The following is a 21,032-nucleotide window of genomic DNA, read 5'->3' on the forward strand; positions in this document are numbered from 1 at the left end:
AAAGGAACAATACTGCCTGAGGGCCATCAAAACCATTATGAAACTGATCACTTACTCTGTCTAGACCTGCAAGGTTTTTAAAACCTGCTAGGTCTTAATAATTATCCACATTAATTATAACTCTTACTGGTCTAAAATCTTTTACCGCATTAAAACTATTATCTATCTTTCTAATGGCCTCTTTTGTTTTTGCTAAAGATTGGTTCTGAGGGATTTTAACCAAAATATTCTTGTGGTATAAATTTCGAATTCTTGATACGGGAGGAAATTCCGGACCTAATACATTCGCCTTAAATAATTGCTTTAAAGATTTTGCATACCAATCAGCAGCCAAATTAACACGATCATAATCTTTATGCTTAAACGTAATTTTAATCAACCTAAAAATAGGTGGATATTTAAAATTATAACGCTCGTTCATCTGCTCCGCAAACATCTCTTTGTAAGCATTTGTAGACACTTGTTGCAAAATGTTATGATGCGGATTATAAGTCTGAATTAAAACCTTTCCACGCAAATCTGTGCGTCCTGCTCTACCAGACACCTGAGCCATTAATTGATAACTCCGCTCATGCGCTCTAAAATCCGGGAAGTTAAGTAAGTTGTCAGCATTCATGATACCTACTAACTTTACAAATCTAAAATCTAAGCCTTTAGTTAGCATCTGTGTTCCAACCAAAATATCAACTTCACGCTGCTCAAAACTATTTATTATCTTCTCAAAACCGTATTTCCCTCGTGTGGTATCTAAATCCATTCGTGCCACTTTCTTATCCGGAAATAACACTTTTACTTCTTGTTCTATTTGCTCTGTACCAAAACCTTTAGTATCTAAGGTTGAATTACCACAAGCTTGACAACTTTTTAGCATAACAGAGTTATACCCACAATAATGACAGCGCAATTGATCGCGATATTGATGATACGTTAAACTCACATCACAATTAGGACATTGAGGCGACGTACCACAGCTGGTACATTCTATGATCGGAGAAAAACCACGTCTATTTTGAAACAAGATAATTTGAAATCCCTCTTCTAAAGTTTCTGTCATTTCTTGGATTAATCTATCGCTAAAATGACCTTTCATGCGTTTCCGCTTGTACTTATCAGCTAAATCTACCAGCTCAATATCTGGCATTAATACATTGTTGTAACGTGTATTTAATTCCACCAATCCATATTTACCTTGGCTAGCATTAAAATAGCTTTCTAAACTTGGAGTCGCAGACCCTAAAAGTGTTTTTGCTTTAAATATGTTTGCTAATACGATTGCCGCATCTCTTGCATGATAGCGTGGTGCAGGATCGAATTGTTTGTAGGACGACTCGTGTTCTTCATCAACAATGATGAGTCCTAAATTACGAAATGGCAGCAATAATGAGGAACGCGCACCAATGATCACTTGGGCTTTTTCAGAATTAGCCAACATATTTTGCCAAACCTCTACCCTTTCATTCCCTGTGTATCTCGAATGAAAAACAGCCACTTTGTCTCCAAAATAATCTTGAAGTCGACCTACCAATTGCGTTGTTAAAGCAATTTCGGGCAACAAATACAGTACTTGTTTCCCAATGTCTAATTGGTTTTGAATGAGTTGAACGTATATTTCGGTTTTACCAGAAGACGTCACCCCATGTAATAAGGCTACTGATTTTTCTTTAAAGATAGCCTCAACTTCGTTATAAGCATCTTGCTGCGCTTCACTTAACCGTTTAGCATCTGAATCCCCGTCACCATCAAACTGAACACGATCGACTTGAATGTGATATTCCTCTAAAATATTTTTATCAATTAAGGTTTTAACTATCGAAGTAGATGCACCACTCCGATCTGCTAAATCTGATACTTTAATCGGTTGTTTTAGAGAGGATTCCATTGTAAATAATGTAAGCACAACTTCGCGCTGCTTTGGCGCACGACTCAATTCCTCAAGTAATATCTGTAGTTTTTCTTGTGATTTATGATTGTGATGCAACTTTACATACCGCACTAATTTCGGTGTGTACTTTTCGTACATTTCTTCCTGTAAATTTAAAACACCTTTTTCCACCAAACTATTGATAATAGGAAGTACGCGCTTTTTATCTAATATAGAGACCACATCATTTATCTTTAATGAGGATTGATGCTGTAAGGCTTCATAAATCAAATATTCTTCGTCTTTTAATTCAGACGCTTCAATATTAACTTTTTCATTTCTAGAGATTATAGTTTCACTTTCTAATAAAAATGCATTTGGCATAGCGGCTCGCATCACTTCTCCCAAACTACACATGTAATAACTAGAAATCCACTCCCAATGCTTTAGTTGCGTTTCTGTTACAACAGGCACATCATCCATAATCTGATGAATGGTTTTAGCATCGTAAGCTGTTGGTGGATCTTTATGAATACTGTATACTAACGCCGTATAAATTTTACTCTTACCAAAGGGTACAGATACACGCATTCCTGGTGATAAAAATTGAGACTCCGCTTCTGTAATATGATACGTAAACGCTTTTTGAAGCGGAATAGGCAATATGACGTCTATAAAATGCAGCATTATTTTACGCGTTTCCAATATTGTGTTCTGTAGAAAAAAGCCAGATATCCTCTTACTTGAAGCGTATCTGTATCGTTTTCGAGTTTAAGACGACATCTATAGGTACTCCCGTTTTCAGGGTTTAGAATGGTACCACCATCATAAACATTATGATTCTTAGTTAAACCCTCTATAAAGACTAGGCCAACAATACGTTGATCTTTTTGCTCGCCACTACAATCAATGCACTTTCGATGTTCTACATCTGGATTGAAAACAGCAATAATCTTACCGTATATTTTTCCATCTTCTTCAAAAATTTCAACTATAGATTTTGCATCACCTGTGTTATCATCTATTGTTTTCCATTGTCCTAAAATATCTTGAGCTGGTAGATTAAAAAACACGGTGAACAAAATAAAAAATGCTAGAGTGTTTTTAATCATAATTAATGTTTTAGAGGTTTATACCTCAAATGTAATGGGTTTAATTTAAAAAACCATCGCGATTAGAGATGGTTTTTTAAACGTATAAATTTCAGTACGACGTAAAGGTGCATTTTTAAAGCATTTTACTCAATTAAGTCTTTAATATCTTTCTGCTTAATTTCTTTTCGTGCTCTTGGGTTTTCCTTAAAAACTGAAGTGATGCATTAAGCTCATAACCTAAAAGTATAATGTTAGAATTGAGCCATAAATAAAGCAGCAGAATTAATAAGGCTCCGATAGAACCATAAAGCTCATTATATTGCGAAAAATTTTCAATGTAAATTCCGAACAGAAAAGACGTTAACATAATGAGTAAGGTGGTTAGTAACGCACCAACCGAAAAGAATTTAGATTCCTTCCCTTCTTTAGTTCCAAAATAATACAAGGTTGCGGTGGCCAAATAGACCATAACAACAAAGAACAGATACTTTGCAAAGATAATCCATCCTAATCCTTGGTCGTCTTCTGAAAATGCATGACCACTAAAACCTTCATATAAAGGTTGAATTATATAAATCTGAAAATAACCAAATACAGCTACGGTTAATAACAAAAGAAAACAAGTATTAAAGCCACGCCAAGCGCAAACATATACTGCTTAAATACATTACGATATAATTGTTTATGATAAGACGTTTCAAAACCCGAAAAAACAGCATTTACACCGTTAGCCATTAAAAACATAGACAATAAAAACACCGAAGATATTAAGCCACCACTGGTATTGCTACTCATATCTTTAAAAATACTATCAATTAAGAATTCTGAAGTTTGAGGAGGTAAAATTGAATTCAGAAAATCTAAGAAATCAGCCCTAAAACCGTCAATAGGAATATAAGGAATCACAATAATAACGAACAGTAAAAACGGGAAAATAGCCGTAAAGAAACTGAATGCAATGGCACTTGCTCTTGTTGTAAGTGCTCCATTGACGATTCCCATAATGTATAGCTCTAGCAAATCATAAACAGATAAACCTTCAAATCCTGGTAGCTTAATCTGCTTAAAAAAACGCATTATTACATTTAAAACCGGAATTTTATCTAATTTATCTTCTATAGGTTTAGTCATTGTTTAGTTTTTAGCTGTTGGCTGTTAGCCTTTAGCTCATCTTTATTATCTCCAATTAATTGTACTAACTACAAACTAAATTATACTGCTTTTAAGCTTAAATCTTTATTATGTACCGAATGGGTTAAAGCACCAGACGAAATATAATCGACTCCACATTCTGCATATTTTCTAAGTGTGTGTTCATTAATGCCACCTGAAGACTCCGTTAAGCATTGGTCTCCAATAAGCTTTACGGCTTTACGCGTATCTTCATAATTAAAATTATCGATAAGAATTCTATAGACTCCACCGCAGTCTAAAATCTCTTTAATTTCTTCAAGATTTCTTGCTTCAACAATAATTTTCAAATCACGATTAGTATCTTTCAAATACTGTTTTGTTAAATTAATGGCTTTTGAAACTCCACCTGCAAAATCGATATGATTATCTTTTAGCATTATCATATCGTACAAGGCAAATCTATGGTTCTCTCCACCTCCAATTTTTACAGCCCATTTTTCTAAAGCTCTAATACCTGGTGTCGTTTTACGCGTATCCAAAATTTTTGTTCCTGTACCTTCTAATAAATCTACAAACTCTCTTGTTTTAGTCGCAATTGCACTCATACGTTGCATTGCATTTAAAACCAAACGTTCCGCTTTAAGAATAGATTGCGAAGCGCCTTCAACATAAAAAACAATGTCTCCATGCTTAACTTTTTGTCCATCTTCTATTAAGGTTTCAACTTTCATATTAGCATCAACATAGGAGAAAACTAGTTTTGCAAACTCAACACCAGCAATAACCCCTTTATCTTTGACCAATAATTTTGCTTTTCCTTGAGCCGAAGCAGGAATACACGCCAAAGAACTATGGTCACCATCACCGACATCTTCTCTGATGGCATTAGAAATTACTAACTCTATTTCTTTATCAAATTGTGCTTTTGAAATCATCTGAATACATATTTAGTGTAAAAATAGGAAATTGATTAACGATATCCGATTTTAGAATTATGAATTACAAATTGGAAAAAAATCTAAAATCATAAATTGTAAATCGTAAATTTGAATTATGAATATAAAACTCATAGCGATAGGCAAAACTGACAATAAAAACCTCATTGCATTAATTGCAGATTATTCAAAGCGGCTTGGTTTTTATATTAAGTTTGAATTTGAAGTGATTCCTGATTTAAAAAAGGTAAAAACTTATCGGAAGCCCAACAAAAAGATAAGGAAGGAGAGCTTATTTTAGCGAAAACACAAACTTCTGATGTGCTTATTCTACTAGATGAAAACGGAAAACAAATGGATTCTGAAGCATTTTCTGGTTATTTACAAAAACACATGAATTCTGGAATTAAAACCTTAATCTTTGTGATTGGTGGACCTTACGGATTTTCGGATGCCGTTTATGCTAGAGCCAATGGGAAATTGGGTTTATCTAAAATGACGTTTTCCCATCAAATGGTGCGTTTGTTTTTTATAGAACAACTGTACAGAGGATTTACAATTCTTAGAAATGAACCTTATCACCATAAATAAGTATACAATCTCAGTGCTTACTTATACTTTAAAAAACAAAAAAATCTCGGATGTATAATTAACCCGAGATTTATACTATTATACTTTCAGTTTTAAAAAATCATCATAATTTACTGTATGAAAACTGTGACTGCGACTGAAACCTTAATACTAATGTGTTTTATAAACTTCTTTTCGTTTTTTAAGTTGTCTTGTTAAATCGTTAATTGTTTCACTCATAGCCATTTCGTAATTCTTCTCATTAGAAGTTGCAAAAATACGTGGTCCAGGTAAGCTTAATTCTATATTACAAATTTTACCTGAATCATGGTCTTTCTCGTCGTGCTTAAAATATACTTGAGCCGAAATAAGAAATTCAAATTTATTAGCTAATTTTTCTAATTTTTCCGTTGTTAGGTCTGAAAGTGTATCACTTACATCAATGTCTACATATTGAAAATTTACCGTCATAATCTATCTTGTTTTAATGAATTATTCTTTTCACTAAGATACAAGATTTAGTCAGTTTAAGCACTGATAAATATCATAATTAATTGATAAAATTTCTAATCCATCCATAAAAAGTCACTTATTTATAAGGCTGATAAAATTCCATTATTTGATAGAATTACTTATTCCTTTTATTAAACTTATAACCAATAGCTAATTTTGCTTTTGTAAGATTTAGAAGATAATTATTGCCGTAGTCAAAATCAGTGCTATACAAATCATTGCTATAAGATAAACTGACATAATACTGTTTAAAATTATAGCTTAAACCAACAAGAAAATCCAATTTATACAACATTGGATTAGACGGTTTGTAACTTCCATCTTGGAGCGTTAATTTTTTATTCACCAAACCTATTCCAGGCATTACATTAACAGTTGCAGTAATATTCTCTGGCAGTTTAAAATAAGAAATTAATCCTGCTAATACACCAAATGATAATCCTTGATATCTTTTAATATCACCTTCATCACTAAAATAAGGACTTGTAGTTTCTGATAATATACTTGGTTTTGCTGAGAAATAATCAAAACTTCCAAAAAGCCCTACACCTCCGGTTATAAATATGTTATCATCATTTTTATTAGACAAACCTGCCTTTAATTGCGAATACGAAAACTCTATATCGTCTAAAGTATACATATAATTAAGCCCAACACTTACAGATCGTATATCATCTCTAAAAACGGTAGGTTCATCAAAATTATTTTTAGCATTAAAGCCTCTGTATACTTGTGTGTAAATTTTTACGTAATTCTGATCTTTTAGAATCGTTGTAGCCTGTAAATCGAACCGACTCGTCTTTTCTTTATTTGGATTTTTTATATTAACAGCAATATCTAATATAATTTTTTTCGTAGCAAAACCAAGACCTAAACCATATCTATTATTAGGTACAAACTTTGCTTTAGAGTCATCATCCGAAATACTAAATTTATTGACTTTAAAATTAGAAAATACACGAAGAGAATAATTTTCAATATCTCTATCTACAAGTAAAGAATCCAAATCTTCTAAATCTTGCGCAAATAGATTTAAGCAATTGAAACAAAAAAGTAATAATAGAAAGGGCTTTACCATTGCTGTTAGATTAAATAAATTGTTTTGTTTAATGATACTAATTTAGATTGCTATTTTTACAAAAGCAAAATTACATTAAATTAATACTATATTATGCAACTTGTTTTCGCAACTAATAACTTAAATAAACTCAAAGAGGTTCAATCGATGTTACCAGATCATATTAAACTTGTAAGTTTAAAAGATATTACTTGCGATGAAGACATTCCTGAAAACCAAACTACGATTGAAGGTAATGCGATACAGAAAGCAGAATACCTTAAGGAACATTATGGCTACGATTGTTTTGCTGATGATACAGGTTTAGAAGTTGAAGCGTTAAACGGAGAACCAGGTGTGTATTCTGCACGTTATGCTGGTCCACAACGTAATGCTGAAGATAACACTAAAAAATTGCTTACAGAGCTTAAAAATAAACCCAACCGAAATGCACAATTTAAAACCGTAATCGCATTACATCTCAAGGGAAAACTTCACACTTTTACGGGTATTTGCAAAGGTAGCATTACAAAAGAGAAACACGGAGAAGGTGGCTTTGGGTACGACCCTATTTTTAAAGCTGATGGTTTAGATAAAACGTTTGCCGAAATTACTTTAGAGCAAAAAAATAAAATCGGACACAGAGGTTTAGCAGTAAAGCAACTTGTAGCATTTTTAAAATAGCCATTCCGTTCACGGTTTGGTTTCAAAAAAACTAACTTCGCTCATTCAGACCGAATGAGTTTTAGAATAATCTGATATTAGTAACTACTACAGACGCTCATCATTGTGGGTAATATAGAAGAATTAAACTAAATGGAGATATAATGTTTAGACATCAAGGAAAGAGTAGAACTTTAACACATAACCTTCGAATTGCTATTATTTTATCTTTTGTTGCCGGAATTGTTAATGTTACAGGATTTTTAGCATTTAAGCAATTAACGACAAATGTAACAGGTCATTTTGCGCTCTTTATTGATGACGTTGCTAATTTTGAATTTTGGAAAGGCACGATATATTTTCTTTATATTTTTTCGTTTTTATTTGGTTCATTTTCATCTAGTTTTCTAATTGAAAAGTATAGAGAAAATAAACGGCTCAATGTTTTCGCGTTGCCAACAATAATTGAATGTCTTATTTTAATAACAGTCGGAATCTTAAGTAATTTTGTAGCCATAAAATATCCTGATTTAATAATCTGTACCCTACTTTTTGCAATGGGACTTCAAAACTCTTTTGTTACCAAAATTTCAAATGCTGTAGTAAGAACAACACACCTAACAGGTCTTTTTACAGATTTAGGTATTGATATTTCTCAATTATTCTTTGCGAAGTATAATCCGAAAAAAGAAAAACTGAAATCAAATATTAAATTGCGGATTTACATTATTTTATTCTTTTTTGCAGGTGGATTGGCTGGAGGATTCTTTTATTCAAAAGTTAATTTAAAATTAAACACGTTGATTATTGGAGCTTTCATCTTATTAATAAGCCTATTCTATGATGATTTTAGATACAAACTCATAAAGACTAGACGAAAATATCATCAAAAAAAGAAAAAGTCATTCAAGAAAAAAAACAATGGTTTAACCTTTGCTAAACTATAAAAAAGTTAGACCACAGGTATTTAAAAGTAATAAACACGCTCTATAGACCACTAGAATTCATACACGAGACCAATAAACACAACATATATTGATTATCCAAATAATTATTGTACCTTTGCACCTTGCAAAAAAATCCAATATAGGATATTGTAAATTCCTCAGAGTGAGGATGTGTTACCTAGAAGTTTAAGTGTTTAGTATGTCGATTCGCTTCTTTTGTAACACCAACAGAACATAATCGAATACATATACTCAAGAATGAGCACATTCCAAGAATTAGGTCTTAATGAAGACCTTCTTAAAGCTATTACGGACTTAGGTTTTGAAAAACCAAGTGAAGTACAATCAAAAGCAATCCCACTTTTATTAGAAGAAGACAAAGACTTAGTTGCTTTGGCACAAACTGGTACAGGGAAAACTGCAGCGTTCGGATTTCCGATGTTGCAAAAAATAGATATTGATAGCAGAACCACACAAGGTCTTATCTTATCTCCTACTCGTGAACTTTGTTTACAAATCACCAACGAACTTAAACTTTATGGTAAATATTGTAAAGGCTTAAACGTCGTTGCCATTTATGGGGGATCGAGCATTTCGGACCAAGCAAGAGAAGTAAAACGTGGTGCACAAATTATTGTAGCAACTCCTGGACGTATGAAAGATATGATTAGCCGCAGAATGGTTGACATTTCTAAAATAAAATACAGCGTTTTAGATGAGGCTGATGAGATGCTAAACATGGGTTTCAAAGAAGATATTACTGATATCCTTTCGCATACACCATTAGAAAAAAATACATGGTTATTCTCTGCAACAATGCCTAAAGAAGTGGCTACGATTGCAAAGAAATTCATGGACAACCCAACAGAAATTACTGTCGGTAATAAAAATGAAAGTACAAGCAACGTAACGCACGAATACTATTTAGTAAACGCAAGAGATCGTTACCAAGCTTTAAAACGTTTAGCAGATGCGAATCCAGATATATTTTCTGTGATTTTCTGTAGAACAAAACGTGATACTCAAAAAGTAGCCGAAAACTTAATTGAAGATGGTTATTCTGCAGGAGCATTACATGGAGATTTAAGCCAAAATCAAAGAGATTTGGTGATGAAATCTTTCCGTAACAACCAAATACAAATGTTAGTTGCTACAGATGTTGCAGCTCGTGGTATTGATGTTGATGATATTACACACGTTATTAATTACCAATTACCTGATGAACCTGAAATTTACACACACAGATCTGGTAGAACAGGACGTGCTGGTAAAACTGGTATCTCAATGGTTATTGTTTCTAAAAGTGAAGTTAGAAAGATAAAGAGCATAGAGCGTATCATTAAGAAGCAGTTTGAGAAGAAAGAAATTCCTTCTGGAGGTGATATTGTTGAAGTGCAGTTAATGTCTTTAGCTAATAAAATACATACTACTGAAACGAATCATGAAATTGATAAGCATTTAGAAAGCATCAACGAATTATTCGCAGATACAGATAAAGAAGAGTTAATCAAAAAATTCTTCTCTGTAGAATTCAACCGTTTTTTCAATTATTATCAAAAATCGAAAGGTTTAGGTGTAGTAGAATCTCGTGGAAGCGATAGAGATGGTGATGGTGGACGCGATTACAGCAAGCAATCTAACGATTCTCGTTATTTCATTAACGTAGGTAGTAAGGATGGCTTTGATTGGATGAAGTTGAAAGATTTCTTAAAAGAACAATTAGAATTAGGACGTGATGATGTCTTTAAAGTAGATGTTAAAGAAAGTTTTTCATTCTTTAATACAGAAAAAGGATTACAAGAAAAAGTACTTGCTTTTTTCACAGATTTCAAACACGACGGACGTTTTGTTAACGTAGAAGTGAGTGAAGATAAAGGAGGAAGAAGTCGCGGCGGCGGCGGCGGTGGAAGAAGTCGCGGTGGAAGTGAAAGACGCTCTGGTGGCGGTGGTGGAAGTCGCAGACGCGATGATAAACCAAGAGGAGAAAGACGCTCTGGCGGTAGACGTTCTGATGATAGTGGATCTGGAAACCGAGGTGACAGACGAACTAGTGATAGAAGTGACAGAGGAGATAGAAAGTCCAACGATTCTAGAGGAGACAGACGTCCTTCAGAATCTAGTACATCTGGATCAGAAAGACCAAGACGTTCTAGAAGACGTGATTAAGCTTTTGAAGCTATAGAAAATTTCAAAAAATATAAATATTAAAATCCAAAACTTGAAGAAAAATTTTCAGGTTTTGGATTTTTTTTGAAGAACAAAAACAATGCCTAATGCATAAAAAAGTTAATTTTAAGTCAAATCTAAGCATGCAAACTGTTAAATCCGTTTTCTTTATTACCTTTACCTCGTAACACATGTGCATGCGATATCTACTTATTTTAATTTTTTGTGTAAGTACGGTCAGTGGTTTTAGCCAAGACAGTACAGCAACCCAAACACCTACTAAAGTCAAAGGAACAATAGTTAGTGCTTCAACGAGCTTAGCTTTAACTGAAGCCAATATTGTAAACATTAATCAAGTTATAGGAACGGCAACAGACGACGATGGTGTCTTTGAAATAAAAGCAAAAGTCAACGATACACTGCATTTATCTTATTTAGGTTATAAATCTATTAAAGTTAGAGTGACTAATGACTGGTTAAAATTTGGGAATACCAAAATAGAAATGACCGAACTTGCTTTAGCATTAGAAGAAGTAACAGTAAAACAACTAGAGCTAACAGGTTATTTAAAAGTTGATATGAATCAGGTTCCTGTAACCTCTAATAATCGTTATCGTATTTCTGGTTTACCTGGCCAAGGTTATGAAGCTGGTAAACCAAACATTGCAACTAAAGTACTTGGTGCCATATTTAATCCTGCAGATTTCTTATATAATATGTTTGGCCGAAAGCCTAACGAAATGCATCGATTAAAGAAAATGAAAGAAGATGACGAGATTAGAAATCAGTTATCTAAGCGTTTTGATAGGGAAATGTTATTAGTGCTTTTACAAGTTACAAAATTCGATTTAGACGAAATAGTTAACCAATGTAACTACTCTAAAGATTTCATTAACACTGCGAATGACCTTCAAATATTGGATGCTATTAGCGAGTGTTACGAAGAATACAAAGTGATCAAAAGAAGTAAAGAGCGAAAAAACAAAAGAGATTAAAACCTAACCTCTAAACTTCAGAGTGTAAAGCCACTCTATTACCCTCAGTATCAATAAACACTCCCATAAAACCATTCTCATCAGAAATTTTGGTTTTTTCTAGGCCTAGTTTTCCACCGGCAGCCTCTACTCTATCGAGTTCTATTTTAACATCATTAGACATAAAATAGACCAATGTACCTTCCTTACTTGGGATATAAGAACTTTGTTTTATAAGTGTTCCTGTTGCGCCATACCCTCCATTATTATCAGGAAACCAGCCCATTTTTAATCCATCAAATTCTACATCTTTAATTTCAACTTTAAAAACCGTTTCATAAAACGCTTTAGCACGATCCATATCGTTTACGGGAATCTCAAACCAACCTACCATAATATGTGTTTTTAGTTCCTTAAAATTACAACATTTATCCTTTCAATTTGTAACGCTCTACAATAGCATCGTAATCTTTTAAAGTTTTATTAATCCAATCAAACCGTTTTTGAATAATCTCTTCTTCAGTTAATTGCCATTCTATAGATGATTTCCGCAATTGTGCTGTGACATGTTGAAGAATAATCGCAGCAGAAACAGAAATATTTAAACTTTCAGTAAAGCCAACCATTGGAATTTTCAAAAAGCAATCTGCATTATCAATAACCTGTTGTGATAAGCCTTCAGTTTCTCTACCAAAGAAAAAACATGACTTTTTAGTGATGTCAAAATCTATTAACTCACAATCATCAACGTGTGGAGTTGTGGCTACTATTTGATAATCCTGGCTTTTTAAATCGGTAATACAATCTGAAATAGAATTATAGCGATTCAAGTCCACCCATTTTTGGGCTCCCATCGCAATTTCTCTATCGATACTCTTTGAATTCACTTCCTCTACAATATTCAATTCCTGTATACCAAATACATCGCAAGAACGCATCACAGCACTCGTGTTGTGCAATTGATAGACATCTTCTGTGGCCACTGTAAAATGTTTTGTACGTTTGAGTAGAACGTTATTAAAACGCTCAATACGGCTTTCAGTGAGGAATGTTTCTAAGTATTCTAGAAGTTTAAGGTCTTGCATAGCCCAAAAATAGTAATTTTATAATATGAAACGCGTATGTTAAAAGCGCAAAAATTGAAGTAAAACATTAAAATCAACCTTAAATTTAACCTCATGAAACATATAGTTGTACTAACAGGAGCTGGCATGAGTGCCGAAAGTGGCATAAAAACATTTAGAGATGCAGACGGACTTTGGGAAGGGCACGATGTTATGGAAGTGGCTACTCCAGAAGGTTTTAAACGCAATCCCGAATTAGTCTTAAATTTTTATAACGAAAGACGAAAGCAACTAAAAGAGGTTGAACCCAACCAAGCACATAAAGATCTTGCCGCACTTGAAAACAATTATAAAGTGAGCATTATAACTCAAAATGTAGATGATTTACATGAGCGTACAGGTAGTAGTAACGTTATTCATTTACATGGTGAACTGCGTAAAATACGAAGTTCAGGATATGAAAACGATATTAGAACATGGTCTGAAGATATTCATTTAGGCGATACCTGTGAAAAAGGACATCAACTCCGACCACATATCGTATGGTTCGGCGAAGCTGTTCCTATGATTGACACAGCCGTAGAAATTTGTCAACAAGCCGATATTTTAGTGATTATTGGTACAAGTATGCAAGTGTATCCTGCAGCAGGATTACTAGATTTTGCACCTACCCAAACACCCATTTATTATATTGACCCAAAACCAGCGATTGGAAGTAGTGGTAAAGTAACGGTTATTGTAAAATCAGCTACCGAAGGAATGAAAGAATTATTAGCTCTTTTATAGAGCGATTTATTAAATCTCGTTAAAAAATAAGACAGATTATAAGATGGACTAGGAATAATACTAAACTAGTCATTTTCACTTAATTTAAAAAAGTCATTTACTGGTTTACCAAACACTTCAGAAAGCTTTAAAGCTAAAACCGTTGAAGGCACATAACGATTAGCCTCAATAGAATTAATGGTCTGCCTAGACACGCCTATTCGCTTCGCCAAATCATCTTGTGTTAAACTTAAAATGGCACGTTCTACTTTTATTGTATTCTCCATTATCTATAACGTTTTAAATTGTGATAAAACATTAATTGTATCATTAACATAAATAACAGCATCTGAAAATCACCCAAGTTTTTAAAATTTTCACCACCTGAATTTACCATATTAGAAACTCCAAATTCTACATATGGCATTACTAAAGCATAAACAACACCAATTACAAAGGCAATTGCATAAGACTGTGCCCTTAATGCAATGGTCATCTCATCTTCAACCTTATCTTTAGATAGCGACATGACTAACATACCTATCAAAAGAATTTTTTGCAATAATAATTTCATCCATTCCGTATCATCTTCCATTACAAAAGCACGAACAAACATACCAACAATAGACAACAAGGCAATAGCTAAACCAATCATCATAAATCGATGTGACTATCTAAAATTTAAAAGTTTCTGAAAGCTATTACGCTCACAGTTTGTTATTTTTTCTATACTCATAATTGACAAGTTTACGTTATAATAAGTAAAACATTTTTTACTATATGACAAATATACTTTACATTTTGATTTTTAACAAATATTTCTAAAATTATTCAAACTATAAAAAACATACTAACTGGTATTTTTTCATTAAATTTATACTATGGAACAAAAGCAAAAATCAGAACTTACCAAAGAATTAATTCTCAATGAGTCCTTTAAATTGTTTTATAAAAATGGGTTTAAAACGACCAGTGTAGATAAGATTATGAAAGCGACTAACCTTACAAAAGGCGCATTCTATCATCACTATAAAAGTAAACAAGAATTAGGTGTTGAAATCATTAGCACAAAAATAAAACAGCGTGTTTATGAAGGTATGATTGCGCCGCTTTATCAAGAGGGCAATGTTTTAAAATTATTAGAAACTACATTTTCAGATCGCGTAAAATCATTTTCTCATTATGAAAAGCAACATGGATGCCCAATGAATAACTTCATTAATGAAATTGCCGATGAAGAGAAAGCATATCAAATGGCTTTAAAATGTATTATTGAAGAGTGGAAATCTGCGCTAATCAATTTATTAGAACGTGGGAAATCAGAAAATAGCATTAACAATGAGATCTCTAGTAAAGCGGTCGCCATTTATTTAATCAGTGCTTTTGAAGGTGTACGTGGCATACGGAAATTATATAATGACGATCTCGTTTTAAACGATTATATATCTGGACTGTCATTATACATAAAACAATTAAAAGCTTAATATTTTTTTAATCAAAAACATACCTATTAGTAGGTTTTAAACAAAATAAAGATGAAATTAGAAAACAAAGTAATCATAGTAACAGGTTCTTCAAGAGGAATTGGAAAAGAAATCGCCATCCAATTAGCTAAAAATGGTGCTAAAGTCATAGTCAATCATTCTAATAGCACGACAGAAGCTGAAGACACGGTACTTAAAATCACTAATGATGGCGGAACTGCATTCGCCGTAAAAGCAGATGTAAGCAATAGAGATGACGTTACACAACTATTTGACAAAACTATTGCTAAATATGGCAAAGTCGATGTTTTAATAAACAACGCTGGCGTCATGATTTCAAAAGAAATAAAAGATAATACACAAGACGATTTTTCTAAACAATTTGATATTAACGTCAGAGGTATTTTTAATACATTACAAGAAGCACATTCTAAACTTGCAGACAATGGAAACATCATTAACGTTTCATCGAGTACTGTGAAACTAATGTTTCCTACCTATGCATTGTATTCAGCATCCAAAGCAGCGGTAGAGCAAATGACACGTGTGTTTTCCAAAGAAATAGGAAGAGGCATCTCTGTGAATGCAATTGCTCCTGGAGCTACAGAAACTGAATTATTTTTAAACGGTAAATCTCAAGAATTTATAGACAAGCTTAGTAGCATGAATGCCTTTAACAGATTAGCAAAGCCAATTGATATTGCACGAGTGGTCGTATTTTTAGCAAGTGATGAATCCAAATGGATTTCTGGTCAGGTTATCGGTGCCAACGGAGCTTTAGTATAAAATACCCATTGAATTAGAATATAAAAATAGAAACTGAATTCATACGCAATAAACAAAGCCATGATAGTATTATAATTCATGGCTTTTACTATAAACGTAAATTTCAGAAATAACTAAAAGACAATTCTTTGTATTACACTTCAATTCTGAATGCTTAATTATTAAGATTACAGTTCTCCTTTGTTATCTCTTTAACTCCATTATCCTTTTTGCAATACTAGTGCATCAATAAATTCATATATTTGCCGCAATGAAAAATTTAGCATTTATATTATCCATTTATATTTTCGCGCTTAATCTAGCTCCATGTGCTGATTATGTCGTGACTGATAATGATGTTAAAACCGAAATTACTCAAACTATTCAAGACAATCATCAGCATCAAGAACCGGATTCATGTTCGCCTTTTTGTATCTGCCAATGTTGTCATATTAATGCCACGCATTTCAAATTAGTCAGTTTAAGGATTGACCATTCTTATATTTCAACGCAAGACTTTTTCTATTTAAATGGAAATGAAAAAGACTTCTCTACTTCAATTTTACAACCACCAAGGGTATAATTCAGTTTTTTATAGGATAACTATATCCTAACAGGGACCGCTAAGGTTCTTCTCATTTTAAATAATTCTAAGTGCTTACAACAGAATTATATCGAGACGTTTAACTGAATTAATACCATTTTTTATGATTAACAAAATCATTGATTTTTCAATCAATAACAAATTCATTATTGGCTTGTTTACACTCGTCATTATTGGTGCAGGACTTTGGAGTATGACCCAAGTACCTATAGATGCTGTGCCAGATATTACCAATAACCAAGTTCAGGTTATTACCCAAGCACCTAATTTAGGAACAGAAGAAATTGAACAATTTGTAACTTATCCTGTAGAGTTAGCTTTAAGCAACTTGCCCGATGTTACCGAAATCCGTTCTGTTTCTAGATTTGGTTTATCCGTAGTTACCATTGTTTTTAACGATGCTGTAGGTACGTATTTACCACGTCAATTAGTATCCGAAAAACTTCCCGAAATTGCAGAACAAATCCCTGAAGGTTTTGGCACACCGACTATGGGTCCAATCTCTACAGGATTAGGGGAAATTTACCAATATACACTCGAAGTCGAAGATGCTTATAGATCTGAATTCGATATCACAGAATTACGTACTATTCAAGATTGGATAGTAAAACGACAAATGGCAATGGTTCCTGGTGTTGTTGAAGTCAATGCCTTTGGAGGCAAAATAAAGCAATATGAAGTTGCTGTAAAACCAGATAATTTAAGAGCTATTGGTATCACCATTTCTGATGTCTTTGAAGCCCTTGAGAGTAATAACCAAAACACTGGAGGAGCGTATATTGAAAAAAACCATCAAGCTAATTTTATTCGAGGAGAAGGTTTAGCGCGAACTGTTTCTGATATAGAAAACATTGTAGTAAAGAACGTTAACAATCTTCCAATTACCATAAAAGATATTGCTGAAGTTAAAATTGGTAGTGCAGTGCGATACGGAGCATTAACTAAAGATGGTAAAGGTGAAGCTGTAGGCGGGATGATTCTTATGCTGAAAGGTGCAAGTTCTAACGAAGTTATAGAAAACGTTAAAGAGCGAATTGTTCAAATTCAAAAATCTTTACCAGAAGGTGTTACTATTAAACCATTTTTAGATAGAAGTGAGCTTATCACAAAAACAACAAGCACAGTAAAAGGCAACTTATTAGAAGGTGGTCTAATTGTCATTTTTGTCTTAGTATTATTATTAGGAAACTGGCGAGGTGGCTTAATTGTGGCTTCAACCATTCCGCTATCCCTTTTATTTGCTTTTATATTGATGAATATTTTTGGAGTATGGGCAAACCTAATGAGTTTAGGAGCTATTGATTTCGGAATCATCGTAGATGGTGCAGTAATCATTGTTGAAAGCACCGTTTTTCTCATCTACTCGCAAATAAAGAAACGAAAATTAACACCCAAAGAGCGTGATAGCATTGCTTCAAATGCCTCTAAGAAAATGATGAATACGGCCTTCTTTGGTCAATTAATTATTTTAATTGTATTCATTCCAATTTTGGCTTTAGAAGGTGTTGAAGGAAAAATGTTTCAGCCCATGGCATTAACATTTATATTTGCAATGATTGGTGCTATGATTCTGTGTTTGACTTATGTGCCTATGATTTCGGCACTATTTTTAAGAGCACCAAAATCTGATAAAATTTCTTATGGCGACCGCTTTGTACACTGGATAGAACGTAAATACGAACCGGTATTAACAAAAGCAATTCGTAATGGAAAAACGATTGTCCTTCTTGCAGTTGGCTTATTTGCTGTAGCTGTTTTTATGTTTACCAGAATGGGAGGTGAATTTATTCCAGAATTGGATGAAGGTGATATTGCATTTCACGCTATTTTAAAACCAGGAAGTTCACTAACCGAAACCATTGAAACCACTACAAAAATTGAGCAAATTGTTAAAGCTGAATTTCCAGAGGTTTTAAATATAGTCAGTAGAATTGGTGTTGCAGATGTACCTACAGATCCAATGCCCATGGATATTGCTGATGTTTTTGTTATTCTAAAACCTAGTAGTGAGTGGACATCAGCTGCATCAAAAGGTGAGTTGGTAGATAAAATAAAAGAAGCTGTTAGTATCGTTCCAGGTGTTAATTTCGAATTTACCCAACCTATCGAAATGCGTTTCAATGAACTACTTACTGGTGTGCGTGAAGATGTCGCTATTAAATTATTTGGAGACGATTTAGACGTATTAGCAGCAAAAGCAAATGACATAGGTAAACTAATCGCTAATGTAGAAGGTGTTGGTGATATGAAGGTGGAAGCCACTACTGGTCAACCTCAAATTTCAATTCACTATAACAGAAATAAATTAGCTCAATACGGATTAAATGTAAAAACATTAAATACGATTGTTGAAGCTTCATTTGCAGGTGGACATGCTGGTGTTATATTTGAAGGAGAAAGACGTTTTGATTTAGTCGTAAGATTAGACAAATCTAACCGAACTGATATTTCAGATATTCAGAGTTTATTTATAAACCTTCCTTCTGGTACACAAATACCGTTAAGCGAGGTTGCTGAAGTGAGTTTTCAACCAGCACCAATGCAAATTAGTCGCGATAATACAAACCGAAGAACCTATGTTGGCATTAATATTAGAGATCGTGATGTAAAATCTGTGGTGCTAGATATTCAAGATATTTTAGATGAAAAATTAGAGTTACCTGCAGGTTATTACATTCGTTATGGCGGTGCATTTGAAAATTTAGAACGTGCCAGTAATAAATTAAAAACGGTTGTGCCTTTAGCATTGCTGCTCATTTTTATACTCATATTCTTTGCTTTAAAATCCTTACCACAAACGTTAATGATTTACATCGCTATCCCAATGGCAACCATCGGAGGAGTTTTTGCCTTATGGTTACGTGATATGCCTTTTAGTATTTCGGCAGGTGTAGGTTTTATTGTGCTATTTGGTGTAGCTGTTCTTAACGGACTAGTTATGATTAGTGGACTAAATGAATTAAAAGAAGAAGGCGTCACCAATCTTAAAGACCGAATTATAGAAGGTACAAAACGACGTATTAGACCTATTATGCTAACTGCTTTTACAGATGTATTAGGGTTTTTACCAATGGCTATTTCATCTGGATCAGGAGCAGAAGTACAACGGCCTTTAGCAACTGTTGTTATTGGTGGATTATTAACAGCAACCTTATTGACCTTGTTTGTTCTGCCAATATTATACCATTGGGTTGAAAACAAATCATTCACCTTTAAAGGGAATAAAAAAGTAGTAATGGCTACCGCAATGCTAGCATTTATGTTCGCCATACCTACAACTATAAATGCGCAAGAAGCAAACAGTGAACTGCCTCAAATCACTATAGATGAAGCTGTAAAACTCTCAAAAGAGAACTACCCGAATTTAAAAGTGATACAGTTAGAGATCAATAAGCAAAAGCAACTGAAAAGTACAGCTTTTGATTTAGGAACCACACAGATTTTTACAGGTGGTGAGGAAATTAATAACGGTTCGGGTATTTATACAACCATAGGTGCAAGTCAGTCTAAGATTGATTTGTTTGGTATTGCCCCTAAACGGAAACTACAAAAACAACGCATTCAATTAGCCGAAAAAGCGTTTCAACTTTCTGAATTAGAATTAGAACTGCAAGTTAAACAAGCTTGGGCCAATGCTCTTAAAAGTAAGAGAAACTATATTTTGTATAAAGAATTGGATCTTATTTACACAAAATTTGAAGACGCAGTGACTTTAAATTACGAGGTAGAAGCCATTTCAAAATTAGAGTATTCAGCAGCTAAAACGCAAGCGTTGCAAATACATAATAAACTAGTGCAAGCTATTAGTCAATACAATGTGGCATTACAGCAATTAAATTTATGGTTAGTCTCCGATGATTTTTATACGGTTCCTAATTCGATTGAAATTAATGGATTTGAAATTGAAGATTTTAATGTAGAAACGCATCCGTTGTTCAATATTTCACAATTACAGATAGCAGAAGCGGAAGCTAATTATAAGGCTGCAAAGGCAGATAACCTCCCTAAGTTTAATCTTCAAGGTGGTTTGCAAAAAGTAAATGGAGACTCAGGTTATGTTACATATCAAGCAGGTGTTTCAATACCATTTTTATCTGGCACAAATAAAGCACGTATAAAAACGGCTCGAATAGATAAAGAAATCGCCCTTGTGAATAGCGACTTTAAAAAAAAGGAAGTCGCATCTAAATACACACAAAGTCAAGAAAATTATCAAAAATGGAAAACAACATGGATTTTCTATAAAGACGAAGTTCTTCCACTTGTTGAAGACCAAAAGACAGGTGCTTTATTTGCTTATAAAGAAGGGGAAATAGATTATTCTGCCTTTACACAACTTATTAAGGATGCTATTCAATTGGAAGTTGAAGCCGAAACAGCCTTAACCAATTACTTAGAAAGCACTTTTCAATTACAATATTTTAAAAATTAATACA

General features: G+C 33.4%; 18 protein-coding genes and 2 pseudogenes. 10 read left to right on the forward strand and 10 right to left on the reverse strand.

Translation table 11 applies throughout. From position 1 onward, the window contains the following. Nucleotides 1-94 precede the first annotated feature (94 nt). The 4 genes and pseudogenes from priA to nadC form a co-directional block, all read right to left on the reverse strand. A complete protein-coding gene (gene priA / locus ADIWIN_RS07520) occupies nucleotides 95-2,548 on the reverse strand; it encodes a replication restart helicase PriA (protein WP_020894445.1) in 2,454 nt (817 codons plus the stop codon). Beyond that, on the reverse strand, nucleotides 2,548-2,973 hold the full coding sequence (locus ADIWIN_RS07525) for a DUF2147 domain-containing protein (RefSeq protein WP_020894446.1): 426 nt from the start codon (nucleotides 2,971-2,973) through the stop codon (nucleotides 2,548-2,550). Before ADIWIN_RS07525 ends, priA begins: the two co-directional genes overlap by 1 nt. A gap of 133 nt (nucleotides 2,974-3,106) precedes the next feature. Beyond that, nucleotides 3,107-4,086 (reverse strand): annotated as a pseudogene (locus tag ADIWIN_RS07530) (YihY/virulence factor BrkB family protein). Between the two features lie 80 nt (nucleotides 4,087-4,166). Further along, the gene (gene nadC / locus ADIWIN_RS07535; RefSeq protein ID WP_020894449.1) at nucleotides 4,167-5,024 is read right to left on the reverse strand and encodes a carboxylating nicotinate-nucleotide diphosphorylase; all 858 of its coding nucleotides are present in this window, start codon (nucleotides 5,022-5,024) and stop codon (nucleotides 4,167-4,169) included. A 118-nt stretch (nucleotides 5,025-5,142) separates the two neighbouring features. Between nadC and rlmH the strand changes: the two are divergent. Beyond that, nucleotides 5,143-5,615, forward strand: a pseudogene (rlmH, locus tag ADIWIN_RS07540) (23S rRNA (pseudouridine(1915)-N(3))-methyltransferase RlmH). Between the two features lie 150 nt (nucleotides 5,616-5,765). Here the strand turns inward: rlmH and hpf are convergent. Then, nucleotides 5,766-6,065, reverse strand: coding sequence for a ribosome hibernation-promoting factor, HPF/YfiA family (hpf, locus tag ADIWIN_RS07545; RefSeq protein WP_020894452.1), 300 nt, complete (start codon nucleotides 6,063-6,065; stop codon nucleotides 5,766-5,768). 157 nt (nucleotides 6,066-6,222) lie between these two features. After that, nucleotides 6,223-7,113 (reverse strand): DUF4421 family protein, encoded by an 891-nt coding sequence (locus ADIWIN_RS07550; RefSeq protein WP_020894453.1) that lies wholly within the window; start codon nucleotides 7,111-7,113, stop codon nucleotides 6,223-6,225. 165 nt (nucleotides 7,114-7,278) lie between these two features. On the opposite strand from ADIWIN_RS07550, the gene ADIWIN_RS07555 reads away from it, so the two are divergent. The 4 genes from ADIWIN_RS07555 (at nucleotide 7,279) to ADIWIN_RS07570 (ending at nucleotide 11,935) form a co-directional block, all read left to right on the forward strand. Continuing rightward, nucleotides 7,279-7,848 carry a non-canonical purine NTP diphosphatase gene (locus ADIWIN_RS07555; RefSeq protein WP_020894454.1) on the forward strand — a complete coding sequence of 190 codons (570 nt, stop codon included), beginning with the start codon at nucleotides 7,279-7,281 and terminating at the stop codon, nucleotides 7,846-7,848. A gap of 143 nt (nucleotides 7,849-7,991) precedes the next feature. Continuing rightward, nucleotides 7,992-8,774, forward strand: a complete 783-nt coding sequence (locus ADIWIN_RS07560) for a YoaK family protein (protein WP_020894455.1) — start codon at nucleotides 7,992-7,994, stop codon at nucleotides 8,772-8,774. A 258-nt stretch (nucleotides 8,775-9,032) separates the two neighbouring features. Further along, nucleotides 9,033-10,940: a DEAD/DEAH box helicase gene (locus ADIWIN_RS07565; RefSeq protein ID WP_020894456.1), complete on the forward strand. Its 1,908-nt coding sequence runs from the start codon at nucleotides 9,033-9,035 to the stop codon at nucleotides 10,938-10,940. A 191-nt stretch (nucleotides 10,941-11,131) separates the two neighbouring features. Continuing rightward, a complete protein-coding gene (locus ADIWIN_RS07570) occupies nucleotides 11,132-11,935 on the forward strand; it encodes a carboxypeptidase-like regulatory domain-containing protein (protein WP_081669544.1) in 804 nt (267 codons plus the stop codon). Nucleotides 11,936-11,945: 10 nt separating this feature from the next. On the opposite strand, the gene ADIWIN_RS07575 is transcribed toward ADIWIN_RS07570, so the two are convergent. Both ADIWIN_RS07575 and ADIWIN_RS07580 read right to left on the reverse strand, forming a co-directional pair. Then, nucleotides 11,946-12,308 (reverse strand): VOC family protein, encoded by a 363-nt coding sequence (locus tag ADIWIN_RS07575; RefSeq protein WP_020894458.1) that lies wholly within the window; start codon nucleotides 12,306-12,308, stop codon nucleotides 11,946-11,948. A gap of 34 nt (nucleotides 12,309-12,342) precedes the next feature. Beyond that, complete coding sequence (locus tag ADIWIN_RS07580) at nucleotides 12,343-12,999, reverse strand: TrmH family RNA methyltransferase (RefSeq protein WP_020894459.1); 657 nt, start codon at nucleotides 12,997-12,999, stop codon at nucleotides 12,343-12,345. Nucleotides 13,000-13,092: 93 nt separating this feature from the next. Between ADIWIN_RS07580 and ADIWIN_RS07585 the strand changes: the two genes are divergently transcribed. Further along, nucleotides 13,093-13,764 carry an SIR2 family NAD-dependent protein deacylase gene (locus ADIWIN_RS07585; RefSeq protein ID WP_020894460.1) on the forward strand — a complete coding sequence of 224 codons (672 nt, stop codon included), beginning with the start codon at nucleotides 13,093-13,095 and terminating at the stop codon, nucleotides 13,762-13,764. Between the two features lie 65 nt (nucleotides 13,765-13,829). On the opposite strand, the gene ADIWIN_RS07590 is transcribed toward ADIWIN_RS07585, so the two are convergent. Together ADIWIN_RS07590 and ADIWIN_RS07595 are read right to left on the reverse strand one after the other, a co-directional pair. Next, complete coding sequence (locus ADIWIN_RS07590) at nucleotides 13,830-14,030, reverse strand: helix-turn-helix transcriptional regulator (RefSeq protein WP_020894461.1); 201 nt, start codon at nucleotides 14,028-14,030, stop codon at nucleotides 13,830-13,832. Beyond that, the gene (locus tag ADIWIN_RS07595; protein WP_152487230.1) at nucleotides 14,030-14,401 is read right to left on the reverse strand and encodes a hypothetical protein; all 372 of its coding nucleotides are present in this window, start codon (nucleotides 14,399-14,401) and stop codon (nucleotides 14,030-14,032) included. The genes ADIWIN_RS07590 and ADIWIN_RS07595 overlap by 1 nt, the downstream gene beginning before the upstream one ends. A 223-nt stretch (nucleotides 14,402-14,624) precedes the next feature. On the opposite strand from ADIWIN_RS07595, the gene ADIWIN_RS07600 reads away from it, so the two are divergent. The 4 genes from ADIWIN_RS07600 (at nucleotide 14,625) to ADIWIN_RS07615 (ending at nucleotide 21,028) form a co-directional block, all read left to right on the forward strand. Continuing rightward, nucleotides 14,625-15,227: a TetR/AcrR family transcriptional regulator gene (locus ADIWIN_RS07600; RefSeq protein WP_020894463.1), complete on the forward strand. Its 603-nt coding sequence runs from the start codon at nucleotides 14,625-14,627 to the stop codon at nucleotides 15,225-15,227. 51 nt (nucleotides 15,228-15,278) lie between these two features. Further along, nucleotides 15,279-16,013, forward strand: coding sequence for an SDR family oxidoreductase (locus ADIWIN_RS07605; protein WP_020894464.1), 735 nt, complete (start codon nucleotides 15,279-15,281; stop codon nucleotides 16,011-16,013). Between the two features lie 250 nt (nucleotides 16,014-16,263). Further along, the gene (locus ADIWIN_RS21810; RefSeq protein ID WP_040756702.1) at nucleotides 16,264-16,575 is read left to right on the forward strand and encodes a DUF6660 family protein; all 312 of its coding nucleotides are present in this window, start codon (nucleotides 16,264-16,266) and stop codon (nucleotides 16,573-16,575) included. A gap of 124 nt (nucleotides 16,576-16,699) precedes the next feature. Continuing rightward, the gene (locus ADIWIN_RS07615; RefSeq protein WP_020894465.1) at nucleotides 16,700-21,028 is read left to right on the forward strand and encodes a CusA/CzcA family heavy metal efflux RND transporter; all 4,329 of its coding nucleotides are present in this window, start codon (nucleotides 16,700-16,702) and stop codon (nucleotides 21,026-21,028) included. The last annotated feature ends 4 nt before the right edge of the window (nucleotides 21,029-21,032 follow it).

Origin of the sequence: Winogradskyella psychrotolerans RS-3, from assembly GCF_000427335.1 — a bacterium.
Classification (GTDB): domain Bacteria; phylum Bacteroidota; class Bacteroidia; order Flavobacteriales; family Flavobacteriaceae; genus Winogradskyella; species Winogradskyella psychrotolerans.

Bases quoted from the DNA above. Each gene is read 5' to 3' on its own strand.
- ADIWIN_RS07595 (WP_152487230.1), bottom strand. From the start codon at position 14,401: ATGATGATTGGTTTAGCTATTGCCTTGTTGTCTATTGTTGGTATGTTT.
- ADIWIN_RS21810 (WP_040756702.1), top strand. From the start codon at position 16,264: ATGAAAAATTTAGCATTTATATTATCCATTTATATTTTCGCGCTTAAT.
- ADIWIN_RS07570 (WP_081669544.1), top strand. From the start codon at position 11,132: ATGTGCATGCGATATCTACTTATTTTAATTTTTTGTGTAAGTACGGTC.
- ADIWIN_RS07575 (WP_020894458.1), bottom strand. From the start codon at position 12,308: ATGGTAGGTTGGTTTGAGATTCCCGTAAACGATATGGATCGTGCTAAA.
- priA (WP_020894445.1), bottom strand. From the start codon at position 2,548: ATGCTGCATTTTATAGACGTCATATTGCCTATTCCGCTTCAAAAAGCG.
- ADIWIN_RS07525 (WP_020894446.1), bottom strand. From the start codon at position 2,973: ATGATTAAAAACACTCTAGCATTTTTTATTTTGTTCACCGTGTTTTTT.
- ADIWIN_RS07565 (WP_020894456.1), top strand. From the start codon at position 9,033: ATGAGCACATTCCAAGAATTAGGTCTTAATGAAGACCTTCTTAAAGCT.
- ADIWIN_RS07605 (WP_020894464.1), top strand. From the start codon at position 15,279: ATGAAATTAGAAAACAAAGTAATCATAGTAACAGGTTCTTCAAGAGGA.
- ADIWIN_RS07590 (WP_020894461.1), bottom strand. From the start codon at position 14,030: ATGGAGAATACAATAAAAGTAGAACGTGCCATTTTAAGTTTAACACAA.
- ADIWIN_RS07615 (WP_020894465.1), top strand. From the start codon at position 16,700: ATGATTAACAAAATCATTGATTTTTCAATCAATAACAAATTCATTATT.
- ADIWIN_RS07580 (WP_020894459.1), bottom strand. From the start codon at position 12,999: ATGCAAGACCTTAAACTTCTAGAATACTTAGAAACATTCCTCACTGAA.
- ADIWIN_RS07555 (WP_020894454.1), top strand. From the start codon at position 7,279: ATGCAACTTGTTTTCGCAACTAATAACTTAAATAAACTCAAAGAGGTT.
- hpf (WP_020894452.1), bottom strand. From the start codon at position 6,065: ATGACGGTAAATTTTCAATATGTAGACATTGATGTAAGTGATACACTT.
- nadC (WP_020894449.1), bottom strand. From the start codon at position 5,024: ATGATTTCAAAAGCACAATTTGATAAAGAAATAGAGTTAGTAATTTCT.
- ADIWIN_RS07600 (WP_020894463.1), top strand. From the start codon at position 14,625: ATGGAACAAAAGCAAAAATCAGAACTTACCAAAGAATTAATTCTCAAT.
- ADIWIN_RS07585 (WP_020894460.1), top strand. From the start codon at position 13,093: ATGAAACATATAGTTGTACTAACAGGAGCTGGCATGAGTGCCGAAAGT.
- ADIWIN_RS07560 (WP_020894455.1), top strand. From the start codon at position 7,992: ATGTTTAGACATCAAGGAAAGAGTAGAACTTTAACACATAACCTTCGA.